At 49.1% G+C, this 14446-nt stretch carries 12 protein-coding genes and 2 pseudogenes; 9 read left to right on the top strand and 5 right to left on the bottom strand.

Features of this window, described 5'->3' with window-relative positions; translation table 11 throughout:
- Nucleotides 1-211 precede the first annotated feature (211 nt).
- The 6 genes and pseudogenes from AACU55_RS08540 (at nt 212) to AACU55_RS08515 (ending at nt 4339) form a co-directional block, all read left to right on the top strand.
- Entirely contained in the window at nt 212-847 is a 636-nt protein-coding gene (locus tag AACU55_RS08540; protein ID WP_445261085.1) for a phage major capsid protein, read from the top strand.
- 85 nt (nt 848-932) lie between these two features.
- Nucleotides 933-1259: a DUF2190 family protein gene (locus tag AACU55_RS08535; protein WP_134705421.1), complete on the top strand. Its 327-nt coding sequence runs from the start codon at nt 933-935 to the stop codon at nt 1257-1259.
- An 8-nt stretch (nt 1260-1267) separates the two neighbouring features.
- Complete coding sequence (locus AACU55_RS08530) at nt 1268-1369, top strand: phage tail protein (RefSeq protein ID WP_240785629.1); 102 nt, start codon at nt 1268-1270, stop codon at nt 1367-1369.
- A pseudogene (locus AACU55_RS08525) lies at nt 1350-2906 on the top strand (phage tail tape measure protein); the annotation flags it as partial. The gene AACU55_RS08530 and the pseudogene AACU55_RS08525, both read left to right, overlap by 20 nt.
- Before the next feature lie 41 nt (nt 2907-2947).
- On the top strand, nt 2948-3886 hold the full coding sequence (locus AACU55_RS08520) for a tail fiber domain-containing protein (RefSeq protein WP_134705420.1): 939 nt from the start codon (nt 2948-2950) through the stop codon (nt 3884-3886).
- Between the two features lie 63 nt (nt 3887-3949).
- Entirely contained in the window at nt 3950-4339 is a 390-nt protein-coding gene (locus AACU55_RS08515) for a hypothetical protein (protein WP_015689750.1), read from the top strand.
- Nucleotides 4340-5651: 1312 nt separating this feature from the next.
- Here the strand turns inward: AACU55_RS08515 and AACU55_RS08510 are convergent.
- The 3 genes from AACU55_RS08510 to AACU55_RS25740 form a co-directional block, all read right to left on the bottom strand.
- The gene (locus AACU55_RS08510; RefSeq protein WP_134705418.1) at nt 5652-6152 is read right to left on the bottom strand and encodes a protein-export chaperone SecB; all 501 of its coding nucleotides are present in this window, start codon (nt 6150-6152) and stop codon (nt 5652-5654) included.
- Nucleotides 6152-6604 carry a helix-turn-helix domain-containing protein gene (locus AACU55_RS08505; protein ID WP_134705417.1) on the bottom strand — a complete coding sequence of 151 codons (453 nt, stop codon included), beginning with the start codon at nt 6602-6604 and terminating at the stop codon, nt 6152-6154. Before AACU55_RS08505 ends, AACU55_RS08510 begins: the two co-directional genes overlap by 1 nt.
- Before the next feature lie 632 nt (nt 6605-7236).
- The gene (locus AACU55_RS25740) at nt 7237-7335 is read right to left on the bottom strand and encodes a YoaK family small membrane protein (protein ID WP_167686129.1); all 99 of its coding nucleotides are present in this window, start codon (nt 7333-7335) and stop codon (nt 7237-7239) included.
- Nucleotides 7336-7975: 640 nt separating this feature from the next.
- Between AACU55_RS25740 and AACU55_RS08500 the strand changes: the two are divergent.
- Nucleotides 7976-8500 (top strand): annotated as a pseudogene (locus AACU55_RS08500) (porin); the annotation flags it as partial.
- A gap of 211 nt (nt 8501-8711) precedes the next feature.
- Nucleotides 8712-9197, top strand: coding sequence for an RrF2 family transcriptional regulator (locus AACU55_RS08495; RefSeq protein ID WP_013577760.1), 486 nt, complete (start codon nt 8712-8714; stop codon nt 9195-9197).
- 103 nt (nt 9198-9300) lie between these two features.
- On the opposite strand, the gene AACU55_RS08490 is transcribed toward AACU55_RS08495, so the two are convergent.
- Together AACU55_RS08490 and AACU55_RS08485 are read right to left on the bottom strand one after the other, a co-directional pair.
- Nucleotides 9301-12453 carry an efflux RND transporter permease subunit gene (locus AACU55_RS08490; RefSeq protein WP_037032977.1) on the bottom strand — a complete coding sequence of 1051 codons (3153 nt, stop codon included), beginning with the start codon at nt 12451-12453 and terminating at the stop codon, nt 9301-9303.
- A gap of 16 nt (nt 12454-12469) precedes the next feature.
- Nucleotides 12470-13606, bottom strand: coding sequence for an efflux RND transporter periplasmic adaptor subunit (locus tag AACU55_RS08485; RefSeq protein WP_223509661.1), 1137 nt, complete (start codon nt 13604-13606; stop codon nt 12470-12472).
- 443 nt (nt 13607-14049) lie between these two features.
- Here AACU55_RS08485 and AACU55_RS08480 point away from each other — a divergent pair, with 443 nt between their 5' ends.
- On the top strand, nt 14050-14406 hold the full coding sequence (locus tag AACU55_RS08480) for a helix-turn-helix domain-containing protein (RefSeq protein ID WP_013577757.1): 357 nt from the start codon (nt 14050-14052) through the stop codon (nt 14404-14406).
- Nucleotides 14407-14446: the final 40 nt, after the last annotated feature.

The following is a 14446-nucleotide window of genomic DNA, read 5'->3' as shown; positions in this document are numbered from 1 at the left end:
AGGGGGCCTTGCCACGGGGCGGCGGACTCGCGGAAAACGGCTAGTTTTCGTATTTCTATGCTGTCAGCAGCACGTCTATTATCTCCTTGTTATATATAATAAAAAATGAAATTCAGGTGACAAAAGTTCAATTCCCCTGTCATCTGACCAGTTTATAACCCTCTGAGTTAACGAAATAAATCGTGACTTCACCTGACAGCGTGAGGTGTCAATGTCCAATATCAGCAATCTGGGGGACGCCTACAACTGGAGCGTAGCGAAGATTGCTGAGGCTTTTGGGTTGAACCGTGGAACGGTAAGAAAGCGGCTGCTCGATGCTAATACACCAATCGCCGGCACGGTGAAAGGCAACCCGAAATTGTCAGACGGTAAGGCGTTGTTCAGCAGCGATCATAAAAACCTGGCAACCGGTGCCATTGACGTCACTAATCTGGACGCGGGCCGACAGCTGATGCGCGTTCAGAAAGAGCCATCCACCGGCCGTACCCTGAATATCCGCCCGGCGTTCCTGCTGGTGCCAACCGCCCTCGAAACCGTGGCAAACCAGACCATCAAATCTGCCAGCGTGAAAGGCGCCGACGTTAACGCCGGTATCATCAACCCGATCCAGAACTTTGCGACGGTGATCGGTGAACCGCGTCTGGACGATAACAGTGCCAAGTCCTGGTACCTGGCCGCTGCACAGGGTATGGACACCATCGAGGTGGCTTATCTCAACGGTGTCGAGCTGCCTTACATCGATCAGCAGGAGGGGTTCAGTTCTGACGGTATTGCGACGAAAGTGCGCATTGATGCCGGTGTTGCGCCGCTCGATTACCGCGGTCTGGTGAAATCTTCCGGCCAGTAATCCTCCTCCCGCGTTGCCCGAATGCCCGTAAGGGCTTTTTTTATACCTAAAATTCGCCCCCTTCCGGGGCGTCTGGAGTTTTTCAATGGCTAAGAATTTTGTACAGGAAGGTCAGACGATTTCCATTACCAACACCGGCGCTGACGTGATCGAGAGCGGCGACCCCGTGGTACTGGGTTCCCTGCTGGTTGTCTCTCTGGTGGATATTGCCCCGAATGAAACCGGTACGGGCATGGCTGAAGGGGTATTCCTGCTGCCGAAAGTCTCCGCCGATGCGATCCCCGCTGGCACAAAAGTGTATATCGCGGACGGTGAAATCCAGCTGGCGTCTGCGGATGCCGTGGCCGCTGGCATTGCCTGGGAAGCTGCCGCTGCGGGCAGCACCGTCGTTGAAGTGAAAATCAATGGCTAACGCCTTTGATGCGTTGGCATGTGCTCCAGCGTTCCGGGAAAAGCCGGTACCCGATTGAGGTCGTGAAGATACCGTTAGGAGGAGTCCGCTATGTCCCAGCCAGTGGGTGATTTGGTCGTCAGCCTTGATGTTGATGCCGCAAAATTTAATGAACAGGTCAGTTATGTCCGCAAGCAATTTACCGGCTTAGGGGCGGACTCGACGAAAGCCGGGACGCAGGTTCAGCAGGCATTCTCTAAACAGGAGCTTGCGGCACAGCGTGCGGGTATTTCCATCGGGCAATATAAAGCGGCAATGCGGATGTTGCCTGCTCAGTTCACCGATATTGCCACCCAGCTGGCAGGCGGGCAAAGCCCCTGGCTGATCCTCCTTCAGCAGGGCGGCCAGATTAAAGATTCGTTTGGCGGGGTCGGGAACGTTGCCAAAATACTGCTGACATACATTACGCCGCTCAATGCGGCTATCGGCGTCGCTGCTGTCGTTTTTGGCAGCCTGGGCCTGGCGGTTTATAAAAGCCGTCAGGAGATTGCCGAAGCCAGCAAGATTATTCAGGAGTCCCTGGGTTTAAGTGGTAGTGCAGCGGAAAAGCTGGCGCAAAATATCCGGGCTATTGCCGATTCTTCTGGCGCGTCGATTAAAAGCGTTGCCGATCTCTTCATCACCACAAAAGATGGTGCTGACGAAGCCACGCAGAAAATGATTGCGGTCGGCTTCAGCTATCTGGATGCCAAAGCCAAGGTCAGTGAATACAAAGGTTCATCTGATTTTACCAACCTCAATGTCCAGATCGAAGCGCACCGGCTTAAGGTTCTCGGTATTCCTGATGCGTGGACGGATGCGGAAGAGGCAGTCAGAAACTATTATTCGGGGGTGAATTTAGGCAAGCAAAGTGTGGCATTGGGGGGTGCTATTGATCCCATTGTTGGCGTTCTTGAGCAGGCGAAGCAGTTAAGGGGGGACCTCACAAAAGCCACCATAGACGGGAACCTGGCAACACAAAAATCAGTGGAGTGGATATCCTCGCGTCAGGCAGATCGGGCTGCCACCCTGCAGCGTCTGCAGGAAGCCTATGCGTTTAACCCCTCTGCCCAGCAGCGCGTCCTGCAGGAACAACAGAAAACATATGATGCAGAAGACGCCCTGCGGTCAAACTGGGTCGCGGGTGCGAAACAGGGCTGGGCGGAATACGCTGAATCTGCAACGGATGTTTTCACGTCCGTGCAGCAGGTGGCTCAGTCCGGATTTAACGGGCTTACAGACCAGTTGAATAGTCTGGTCACTACCGGCAAGGCCAGTTTCAAAGACTTCACCTCATCCATTCTTAAAATGATTGTTAATGTGATCGACCGTCTGCTGGTGGCCTACGCGATTCAGTCAGCCATGGGATGGGCAACGGGAAGCGTTTCTGGTGGCGGTAATGCAGGGACGGCAATCACCGGCGGCAGCTATAGTAACCTTCCGCTTGCTTATAACGGTGGTTACATCCGCGAATATGACGCGGGGGGCTACACCGGGCACGGCGGAAAGTATGAACCCAAAGGCATTGTTCACGGCGGGGAGTTTGTATTCACCAAGGAAGCGACCAGCCGTCTGGGCGTTGCAAATCTCTATCGTTTGATGCGTGGCTATGCGGGCGGAGGCCTGGTTGATGGGGGCGGTATCCAATAGCGAAAGCTGGGACATTATTTGTGACCAAGTCAGCGTATGGTTGCCAGCAGATGTATATCACTTTTCAGGGTGAGGCTTTTGTTCGTGGACTTACGGGTAATTTCAATTCGGCTGCACCGAACTGGTCCGACTGGTGGCCCATTTTCACAGGCAAGAGCACCATTCCTGTGGCAAATGGCGGTACAGGTGTAACCACTGTCGCAGCAGCTCCCTTCGCGCCCAAAGTATCACCAGCATTTTCCGGGAATGGGTCCATATCAGGCAATTTCACAGTCGGAGCACAAGTTTCAGCAGGTCCTGCGGGGTTTTATACTCAAGGATTAAACAACCCCGCTATACAGGGGGCATATATGGGGTGGAACGGTACGGGCATTGTTGGTGGAGCTGACTTTGTATGTAACCGTGGTCAGGGGAGTGGTGGTTTCCGCTTCCGTGTCGTAAATAGTAACAACACCGCCGTAATCACTGACTTCACAATGTTAGACAATGGGCAAGGCACTTCGTCCGCAGGATGGACCGCAGTGTCTGATATTGATGTAAAAATGCATGTCGAGGAGATAGACCCCGAGGAAGCTTTAACCGCGTTGACCTCATGGAGAACTTGTTCATGGGATTATTGCTCAGTGCCGAGTGAATATGACGAAGCCGGAAAAGTAATTTCGGTAACAAAGGGCGCTAAAGGTTTTGGTTTCATTGCGCAGGACGTCCAAAAAGATTGTCCTGATGCAGTCACATTGACTCAAAACCCGCAGCTTTATATCGACGAGGAAGGGGAGCTCTTCGCGAAAGAGGATACGCTATCGCTCAACACACTAGGGGTATCAGCTGCATATTCCGGCGCTGCGATAAAAGCATTAAAGAAACGCAATGAAGACCAGGCAGAACTTATCGCGGCTTTATCTGAACGTTTGAAAACGATCGAAACAACGCTTGGGATTAACAACGAACCTGCCTCATAACTTTCTTTCCTTGCCGCAAAGCTCTGTTACCATGTAACACTTGTTACTTTGGGGGATAGGGATATGAATAAGAAGTGGTCAATAGCATTGGTGGCTTTGTCAGTTTTAGTTGTTAGTGGATGTGCCTCTTCAGGCAACAAACATTTGCAGAAAGAAACTGAGACTAGTGTTCAAACTAAAATCCAGGAAGGGAAAACAACTAAAACGGAAGTAAAAGGAATGTTCGGATCGCCAGATTCGGTTAACTTCACCGATGGTGGCAAGGAGGTTTGGAAATACAGTTTTGCTAAAGTAAAAGTCAGCGGCAAGTCTTTCATTCCTTTCTACGGATTGTTCCACAATGGTACGACAGGTACGAAGAAAGAACTGACGATCCTATTTGATGGGGATAAGGTTCAAAAGTATACGATGGCTGAGTCAGCAATCGATACCAAGTCCGGATGGGCTGATTAATCGCAAAAAGAAATCCAAACTACCCTCTTAGGAGGGTTTTTTATTGGAAATAAATCCTATGGTCCTGACGGAAATTGGATAATCGCGAAAAAGAGCCCGCGACAGGCGGGCAATAAACATCAGTTTTTGCATTTGAAATATGTTTGGGTAGAACGAGCTAAGAATAGCTGAGTAATAATTTACCAATCAAAAGAATAGATAACCATAAATAGCTGTGTTCGTTGCATGGTCTATATTGGCGCGCAAAAAAGCCCTCGCGAACGAAGGCCAGTGAATTACCACTAAAATTTAGTTACATGGTGGGAGGCTTACTCCCCAAGAAACCTTAACATGCCAAATATATAGTAACGTAAAGTAACAAAAAAAGCCCGCGTTAGTAGCGGGCCATCAGTAGGCCATGTCATGGCCTTGGCAGGCTTGCTGATCTTGTGTCAGCTGATATCAGAATAGTCCAGTTGCTTTAAATTACTACCATCGGGTTGTACTAATCGACGGGGAACAGGTCACTTCGTTAAGTGAAAGCTCATGAAATAAATTTTGCTTAAGTAAATATAGTTTATAGTTAAAAAAAACCCGCGTTAACGGCGGGTTATCAGAAGATAGGTACTCATAGCGCCTTGGCAGGCGTGCTGCTCTTGTGTCAGCTATTCTTAGTTTAGATGATTTTTGAAGAAATTTTATAAAAGCTAGATACTTTAAGCGAAATCTCCGGATAACATGATCAATATCACTTTTTTGGTTAGTCGGAGTTTCTATGCACGGTGTTGATTCTGCCTATAACGAGGCATGCAGGATGATTGGTGAATGTTACCTGATGCTGTCAGAGGGTGATGAGGGCGTTAGCCGATACCGAATTGTTACGTGGCTTGAGCGAGTCCAGGAAGAGGCTGTTGATTCGAACAGTAAACAAAATGACGTATTGCAACTTGCAATACAATGTCTAAAAAAGTGGTAATTTTCAGGAAAGCAGAATCCACGGATAAGGTGGGCTATTCAAGGATAGATATACTACTTGCCTTGTCAGGCTTGCTGATCTTGTGTCAACGGATTTGAGAATAGTCTAGTGAGCTTTAATTGCCAAGTTACAGGCACAAATTTTACATCTTCTGACAGCCCGGACTTATGAAGCAGGAGTTTCTAACGACAACGATCTGCTTTGCAGCTTTTGAGACAATGTAATCGTTATATTTACCTGCAGCAAAGAAAAGGGCAATCAAGAACCACCAGCGATATTTCATTTGCACACCATTGCTAAGTCATTGATACGGGTTTGAGTTAGGCAAAAAAACCCGGCTCGATGGCCGGGTTGGTTCTATTCAGAATCTTCTTTTAGCTTGTACTGAGGTTCCTTCGAAAACTGGAAGAAAGGAATACGAATTGGGCTAATTCCAGCCCTTGTACAAGATGATTGTACAAACTCCCTCCAATACGGCCAAATGTGATAACCAGCATTGTTTTGGGAAAAGGCATCTAGTTGATCCTTGGATACTTCCTGATTGGATAGATAGCATGCATCAAATTTTGCCTCTACAGTAACTAAGGAAGATGCGTCCTCATTATCCTTTTCTTCAACCTTAACCAGTCTAATGCCAACCGCATAAGTGAAAATATAATGAAAGCGTTTTTTTGATTCATCTTCGTTAGAAAAAGCAATCTCTTCAATTTCAACCATATAACTATATGATTGAGCAGATTTTTTCATTTTTCTAATCGACAAAAAACTTTCATCTTCAGCTATTTTAAAAGCCATTTCCCTAGCATGAACTTCAGTGATATTAAGAAGTTCTTGGGCTTTTTTTAAATCTTTGTTCATTAAGCTGCAGCCTTTTGCCAGAGGTGCTTCTCTGGCCTATAAACTATGTTGGATTTTGTTACGATAGTTTGCTCGCTTTCTTCTAAAGACTGCTTATCTTCTTCTACGCAGTAAGTCTCCCAATTAATATGGACGAATTTCTTTACAGTGCTATCTGACACAACAGAGTCTTCAATGTCTTTAAAATCAACTGAAGGTTTTATGCCAAGGGCAAAGCAGACATCAGACATGGTTTTGAGTGTCATATTCTTTGAACCACTCAACAGCTGCGAGATGTATGCTTTTGTTTTACCGAGTTTTACAGCTAAGTCAGTTTTTGAAATATCTTTATCTTCCATGATGATTAGGAGATCTTCTGTAACGTTGAAGGTAAGTTCTTCACTTGCATAGATTCTGCTATGTTCTTCGGTGTTTCGCTCATGCTCAGTAAAAAATAGACTTTCATTTTTCATCGCCGTTTACCTCGATTCGAGTCCAGTTCCTTTGGACCGTGGTTGTATCTGATTTGGATAATTTATCTTTATTTTTGAATATGTAATGACTGATAAAGAAAGTTTTCTCTTTTGTTTGTGAATACCAACCGTAAGCACGTATTGGAATTTTCTTAAAGGCATAAAATTGCTTCGCTGGCCTACCATGCAAGCTCGGAAGAAGGCCTTCCGGAGGAAAACTGTCTTTAGATAATCTATGTCCATTAGCGAGCCTATTCACCAACATATCCATTTGATATTTAACTGAATCCCGTTTAGACACTGGCACGCTTTGTAAAGACTGGTTAAAGGTGGCCCAAGCTTCCAGACAGTGGACCACTCTTATTAGGGAGCCCTTTATTTCATCTGGGCATTTTGGGATATGCTGGTCGGGATCCAATCTTCACCTCGGAAGTTAATATATATGTTAACTTTATATTGTCAAGCCACATGGCACAAAGAGCTACCTCTACACAATCAAATGACGGTAATCACTTAACCGAATCTACTTCAGATAACAACTTATCGCTTCGATGCCTGCCTGTACTTCCTATGCTCGACCATCACACCAACAACACGAATCTTCTCAATATCTGACGCTGCATGCACATCATTCAACCACCTGGCATAGCTGCGCCACTCGCGAAGAACCACACCATGAATCCAACTGCACCGACTAGCACGATAACCGGGGGAATAAATTTCAGGTTCATCAAGGTTTCTCTATTAAATTTTTACCGGTTACCAGCTTGGATAGGTGCCATCCATAACCCACGCAAGAACGATGATAATTACCATAATGCAAAGCAATGATGGAACCATCAGGTAATTCAGCATGCACACCTTGGATAAGAACGTAGCGTAACAACGCAGGCACTTTGGGAATATTCTCAAGCTATCATAGGCTTAAATTTTTAGAACATAAATACTGGAGATTTATCGAGTAATATCAGAAGTGAGCAAACCGGCCAGTGCATTCAACCGCGAAGCCTCTGACCAGTTGTGGTCATGACAGGGAAAATATAATTTTGGGTGTTTTAGATGTCAACAATGATATCGAACTTAAAGTTCTGGATGGGGCTGCCGTACGCGTTTTCGACTATCTTCTTGAACCTAGCTGTGAAAAAAAACCCGCGTTAACGGCGGGCTATCACTAGGTAGGTATTCATGGCCTTGGCAGACTTGCTGATCTTTTGCCAGCTAATATTAGAATAGTAGATAATTGAGAAAAATCTCTTCTGCAAAACTAGTTTAAATTTCAGCTATTTCAGGATGTTAGAAAGGGACATTTAACATTCAAGAAACGCTTTAGAAATCATAAATTCATCTAATAATCAATGTAGTAAGTTAGCCTCGCGGGCATACGACTTCGGTATGGGTATTACTGCGGGTGCCGCGTATGCCTCATCTGACCGTACAAACGATCAGACGACTTCTGCAGGCGAGAATTTTGCAGGAGGGGATAAAGCTGATGTCTGGACTGTGGGTACAAAATATGACGCAAACAATGTCTATCTCGCTACGATGTATTCCGAAACGCGTAATATGACAATGTTTGGTGAGAGTGGTGTTGCAAACAAAACGCAGAACTTCGAAGTAACCGCACAATATCAGTTTGATTTTGGATTACGTCCTGAAGTGTCTTACCTGCAATCTAAAGGTAAGGATTTGACTGCAGACGGCAGTAATACTTCTGATAACAACGATAAAGATCTGGTTAAATATGTTTCTGTTGGCGCGAGTTATTACTTCAACAAAAATATGTCCACCTACGTTGATTACAAAATTAACCTGCTGGACAACGATGATAATTTCTACGAAACCAACAAAATCTCTACCGATGATATCGTGGGCGTAGGCTTACAATATCAGTTCTAATCTCCGAAACTTCTCATAAAAGAATCTGAGTACCAAAACCCATCTCCGGATGGGTTTTTTTGTGCCCTAAATCGTGGCTTTCTGTGCGTTTAAGAGGTGTCTGCCTTCAATAATGCAACAGTGTTTGTTATATTATTGACCAGATCACGTATAGGGGATTTCCTCTGTGATACGGTGCTTCACCTAAGACTTGGTTTCTCAGGACAATGACATGTTAGATTATCGCTTTCCGACAGCTATGCAGATGGTGTTTTGTATCGCTCAGTCCCAAAAGGCTGGCCAGCGCTGCACCAGTGCGATTTTAGCAACGGGTCTGGAAGCCAACTCCAGTTTTATCCGCAAACTGATGGTGCCACTGACTCAGCATGGCATTATCGTCTCCACACTTGGTCGCACCGGCTCAATTACACTTGGCCGTCCGGCGGAAGAAATCACACTTCGTGATATTTATTGCGCGGTGATTGAAGATAAACGTCTGTGGGCAGCTCGCCCGGACGTGCCCGCCCGCTGTGTGGTCAGCGCCAATGCCTGCACCTATTTCAAAAACATTGTCAGCGAAGCTGAAGAAGCGTCGTTTCAGGTGTTAGCCCGTCATACCGTTGCGGATGCCCTGGCTGAGTTTGAACGCGGTGGCAAATACAAATGTACCAAAGATTTAGCGGCGCAAAACCCGGAAGATTCGCTCTGTTTGAAATAGAGCGCTGATACGCAAGACGCTGCGCACCGCTCTTAATAAAGCATATAAAAAAAAGCCGGGAGATCATTCTCCCGGCTTTTTGCATTCTGTTGATCTTAACGGTTTACACCGTTTGCGTTTCTAAAATGACTTTCTTACGCGTCACCAGCTTGCGCAGTGCGACGTAGAAAACAGGCGTCAGGAACAACCCGAACAACGTCACACCCAGCATACCGGAGAATACGGTAATACCAGTGACACCGCGCACTTCCGCACCCGCGCCGTGACCCAGAATCAACGGGATAGTCCCGGCGATAAACGCAATCGAGGTCATGACGATAGGGCGCAGACGCAGACGGCATGCCTCAAGCGCAGATTCGATAATCCCTTTACCTTGCAGTTCAAGCTCGCGGGCGAACTCAACAATCAGAATCGCGTTCTTACATGCCAGTCCCATCAGCACCACCAGTCCGACCTGTACAAACACGTTGTTGTCGCCACCGGTCAGCCACACGCCAAACAGGGCCGATAGCATGGTCATTGGCACAATCAGGATTACCGCCAGCGGCAGCGTCCAGCTCTCATACAGGGCGGCCAGCACCAGAAACGCCAGTAACACGGACATCGGGAACACAATCAGTGCAGCATTGCCTTGTGTGGATTGCTGATAGCTCAGGTCGGTCCATTCGATATTCATGCCGTTCGGTAACAGGTTTTTCGACATTGCAGTCAGCTCGGTCATTGCCTGCGTCGAAGAAAGCACGCGGGGATCAGCATCACCGATTAAATCTGCTGCCGGATAGCCGTTATAGCGGATCACCGGATCGGGACCGTAAGTGGTGGTGATATTCAGCATACTGCCGATTGGCACCATTTCACCTTTATCGTTACGGGTACGCAGATTGGCTATGTCTTCCACGGTGTCACGGAACTGGCCATCGGCCTGTGCCATTACTTTCCAGGTACGTCCGAACCGGTTGAAATCATTGATATAGGACGAGCCGAGATACACCTGCAGCGTACTGAACAGTTCGTCCAGCGATACGCCCTGCGCCTTGGCTTTATCACGGTCAATATGCGCGTCCAACTGCGGCACGTTAGCCTGATATGAGGAAATCGGATACCCCATTCCCGGCGTCTGCATGATAGCGCCGGACATGGTGTTAATTGCGGTTTGCAATGCACCGTAACCCAGCCCTGCACGATCCTGTATATACAGAGAATAACCTGATCCCTGACCCAATCCGAGGATCGGCGGCGGCATAATGGAGAAGGCGAACCCTTCCTGGATCTGCGAAATCTTGGCGTTGATTTCCGCATTAATCTCCGCCGCTGTACGGGTACGTTCGCTCAGTGGTTTCAATGCGAAGAACACCGTACCGGTATTCGGCGTATTGGTGAACTGCAATGCGTTCAACCCGGGGAACGCCACCGCATCAATTACGCCATCAGTACTTAACCCCATTGCGCTAATTTTGCGGATCACCGCATCAGTGCGGGATAAGGACGCGCCTTCCGGCATTTTCACGCCTGCGATCAGATACAGTTTATCCTGCGTCGGGATAAAGCCCCCCGGCACGGCTTTGAACATAAAGGCCGCCGCACACAACAGCAGAATGTAAACCACAAATACCGCGCCACGACGCCCAAGTGTTTTAGACACTGCATTCTGATAACGATGTGAACTGGCATTAAAGAACCGGTTGAACGGTCGGAAAATCCAGCCGAACAGGCGGTCGATAAGCCGCGACGGCATGTCTTTCGGTGCACCGTGCGATTTCAGCAGCAATGCCGCAAGAGCAGGGGACAACGTCAGTGAGTTGATGGCCGAGATCACGGTTGAAATGGCGATGGTCACCGCAAACTGCTTATAGAACTGACCCGTCACGCCCGACAAAAACGCCATCGGCACGAACACCGCACACAGCACCAGCGCGATAGCCACTATCGGCCCTGAAACTTCCCGCATCGCCTGGTGCGCAGCGTCCCTTGGCGCGAGTCCCTCCTCGATGTTTCGCTCGACGTTTTCCACCACCACAATGGCATCATCGACCACTATCCCTATCGCCAGCACCAGCCCGAACAGACTGAGTGTATTAAGCGAAAATCCGAGCAAATACAGAATGCTGAATGTCCCGATCACAGATATCGGTACCGCCAGCAAAGGAATGATTGATGCGCGCCAGGTTTGCAGGAACAGAATAACCACCAGCACGACCAGCACGACGGCTTCCAGCAATGTGTGAACTACCGCACTGATGGAATCACGGACAAACACCGTCGGGTCGTACGGCGCACGCCAGGTCATGCCTTCCGGGAACCGGGTTGCCAGTTCATCCATTTTGGCTCGCACCGCGTCTGACAAATCGATCGCATTCGCGCCAGGCGACTGGAAGATACCGATCCCGACTGCATCTTTATTATTAAGTTGCGCGCGCAGGGCATAACTGCCGGACCCCATTTCGATACGCGCCACATCACGAAGACGGACAATTTCGCCATTATCACCGCTTTTCAGGATGATTTTGCCGAACTCATCTTCATCTTTCAGACGACCCTGGGCATTGATGGAAAGCAGATAATCACTGTCTTTCGGCATCGGTTCTGCGCCCAGCTGACCGGCAGACACCTGTACGTTCTGTTCCTGCATTGCCTTCACAATGTCAGAAGCCGTCAGACCCCGCGCCGCGACTTTGTTCGGATCCAGCCACACGCGCATGGCATATTCGCCTGCACCGAAAATCTGGATCTGCCCGACACCCGGCAAACGTGCCAGCTCGTCTTTCACCTTCAGCGTGGCGTAGTTGCTCAGATACAGCGAATCATACTTACCCGAAGGTGACACCAGATGCACCACCAGCGTCAACGTTGGCGATTGTTTCTGCGTGGTCACGCCCTGACGGCGGACATCTTCCGGCAGACGCGCTTCGGCCTGGGCCACACGGTTTTGCACCTGAACCTGTGCCTGATCCGGATCGGTACCCGGACGGAAAGTGACTGTCGTCACCAGCACGCCGTCAGAACCGGCCACGGATTTCATGTACACCATGTTTTCAACACCGTTGATCGCTTCTTCCAGCGGCGTCGCCACGGTTTCAGCAATCACTTTCGGGTTAGCACCCGGATATTCAGCGCGAACCTGCACGCTTGGCGGTACCACGTTCGGGTATTCGCTGACCGGCAGCAGGGGAATGGCAATCGCCCCGGTGACTAAAATCAGAATCGACAAGACGGCCGCAAAAATCGGCCTGTCGATGAAAAAGCGGGAAAAGTCCATGAGTCAGGATTCTCTTTTATTGAACGGCAGGAGCGGCTGGCGTGACAGTATTAGCCGCCATGCTGACGGTTTTGGCATTGACCGGCATGCCCGGCATAAACACTTTCTGTACACCATCGATGATGACGCGATCGCCTGCTTCAAGGCCTTTCTGCACGATGCGTAAGCCGCCATATATGCGGCCAATTTCAACATCACGTCGCTGCGCCTTGCCGTCTTTATCCACCACATAAACGAATTTACGATCCTGATCGGTAAGGATGGCTTTATCGTCCACCAGCAGGGCGTTGAACTGTGCGCTGCCTGGCATTTGAACGCGGGCAAACAATCCCGGCGTAAATGTGCGGTCACGGTTATCCAGCAGAGCACGCATGCGGATCGTGCCTGTGCCGGAGTTCAGCTGATTGTCAGTAAAATCGACGACGCCCTGATGCGGGTAGCCGTTTTCACCCACCAGCCCGACATGAACCGGTAAGCGACTTTGCGGGCTGTCATTGAATTTCCCTTCGCGGGCCTGCGCCTGATAGCGCAGGAACGTCCCTTCATCGACATCGAAATACACGTAGACCGTGTCGAGTGACACCACCGTGGTCAGTACACTGGCACTGTCGCCCGCTGTTACCAGATTGCCGGTCGTGATCATCGCACGGCTGGCGCGACCATCAATCGGGGAGATGACACGGGTGAAATCAAGATTCAACTGTGCCATGTCCAGCTGTGCCTGAGCTGCCAGCACATCTGACTGTGCCTGCGAAGCGGCCGAACGACGTTGCTCCGCAGCTTCTTTCGACACAGCCAGCGAACCGATCAGCGCTTCCGTACGGGCGGATTCACTTCTGGCCAGACTGGCCTGATTGCGCGCACGCACCAGTTCAGCCTGCGCCTGTTCCTGCGCAGCGCGGTAAGTGCGGTCGTCGATGGTGAACAGCACCTGACCCTTTTTCACTTCCTGACCTTCCTGATAATTCACTTTATCGATATAGCCGGACACGCGGGGGCGCAACTGAACACTTTGTACCGCTTCCACACGTCCGTTAAACGCATCCCACTGGCTGATTGGTTTGATTAACACATCTGCCGCGCTGACTTGCGGAGCAGGTGGTGCAGCATTTTGCGCCACGCTGTTGTCACACCCGGCGAGCAGGGCAACCATCAGCGCGACCCCTGAAAGGCGCAACGTCAAAGGCGTACCGCCGGAGCGGCCGCGTACAACAACCTGTGATTTTTGCAGGTTCATCATTATTTTTATTTCCAGTGAGTAAGTACTGCCAGGCAATACACCGGCCTGTCCGCCGGGTAACGTCCTTTGCCTGATCTGACTTTTTTGGGACTTGCGCCGTTCATCAGCACAATAATGTATCAAATACTGATACAATTGATTCGAGGGGATTGTAGGGATGCGCTTACTAAAGTGCAAGAATTACTGTTACACTTTCTGTGCTATTTTACAGAACGTTTACTTCGGGAAAGAGACTATCCGGTAACGGCCAATTAAATGCAATAGTAAAACTTGCATTTAATCGAAAACTGGGTCAACGTATTAAAAGACGAGTCGCCCTCGGGGGGCGCAAACAAAAAAGAAGCAGGAGACTTGCCATGAGAACCGAGGATTTCATTCACGACCTGATCGAGTGGATCGATCACAATCTGGAAGAACGTCTGGATATTAAAACTGTTGCCAAACGGGCAGGGTATTCCCGCTGGTATCTGCAGCGTATGTTTAAAGAGCACACCGGCTTGCCGATGGGTGAATACATTCGTGAGAAAAAACTGAAGAAATCTGCCGATATGCTGGCCAGTAGTGGCGAACCTATTGTCAGCGTTGCGATTTCTCTGGGCTTCGACTCACAGCAATCTTTCACCCGCAGTTTCAAACGCCAGTTTGGTCAGACTCCGGGCGACTGGCGTCGTGGTCTGAATCTGGCAACGGAATGTCAGGGCTGCCTGCACTAACGGTTGCCTCTGCTGAAGCTCTCCGCTTACCTGGTGAGCG

The sequence above is a fragment of the Rahnella sp. CJA17(1/100) genome (assembly GCF_963881615.1).
GTDB classification, from domain to species: Bacteria; Pseudomonadota; Gammaproteobacteria; order Enterobacterales; family Enterobacteriaceae; genus Rahnella; species Rahnella aceris.
This window is presented reverse-complemented; position numbering and strand designations above follow the sequence as displayed.

Bases quoted from the DNA above. Each gene is read 5' to 3' on its own strand.
- AACU55_RS08505 (WP_134705417.1), bottom strand. From the start codon at position 6,604: ATGAAAAATGAAAGTCTATTTTTTACTGAGCATGAGCGAAACACCGAA.
- AACU55_RS08530 (WP_240785629.1), top strand. From the start codon at position 1,268: ATGCGTTGGCATGTGCTCCAGCGTTCCGGGAAAAGCCGGTACCCGATT.
- AACU55_RS08510 (WP_134705418.1), bottom strand. From the start codon at position 6,152: ATGAACAAAGATTTAAAAAAAGCCCAAGAACTTCTTAATATCACTGAA.
- AACU55_RS08495 (WP_013577760.1), top strand. From the start codon at position 8,712: ATGTTAGATTATCGCTTTCCGACAGCTATGCAGATGGTGTTTTGTATC.
- AACU55_RS08485 (WP_223509661.1), bottom strand. From the start codon at position 13,606: ATGGTTGCCCTGCTCGCCGGGTGTGACAACAGCGTGGCGCAAAATGCT.
- AACU55_RS08540 (WP_445261085.1), top strand. From the start codon at position 212: ATGTCCAATATCAGCAATCTGGGGGACGCCTACAACTGGAGCGTAGCG.
- AACU55_RS08535 (WP_134705421.1), top strand. From the start codon at position 933: ATGGCTAAGAATTTTGTACAGGAAGGTCAGACGATTTCCATTACCAAC.
- AACU55_RS08515 (WP_015689750.1), top strand. From the start codon at position 3,950: ATGAATAAGAAGTGGTCAATAGCATTGGTGGCTTTGTCAGTTTTAGTT.
- AACU55_RS08490 (WP_037032977.1), bottom strand. From the start codon at position 12,453: ATGGACTTTTCCCGCTTTTTCATCGACAGGCCGATTTTTGCGGCCGTC.
- AACU55_RS25740 (WP_167686129.1), bottom strand. From the start codon at position 7,335: ATGAACCTGAAATTTATTCCCCCGGTTATCGTGCTAGTCGGTGCAGTT.
- AACU55_RS08480 (WP_013577757.1), top strand. From the start codon at position 14,050: ATGAGAACCGAGGATTTCATTCACGACCTGATCGAGTGGATCGATCAC.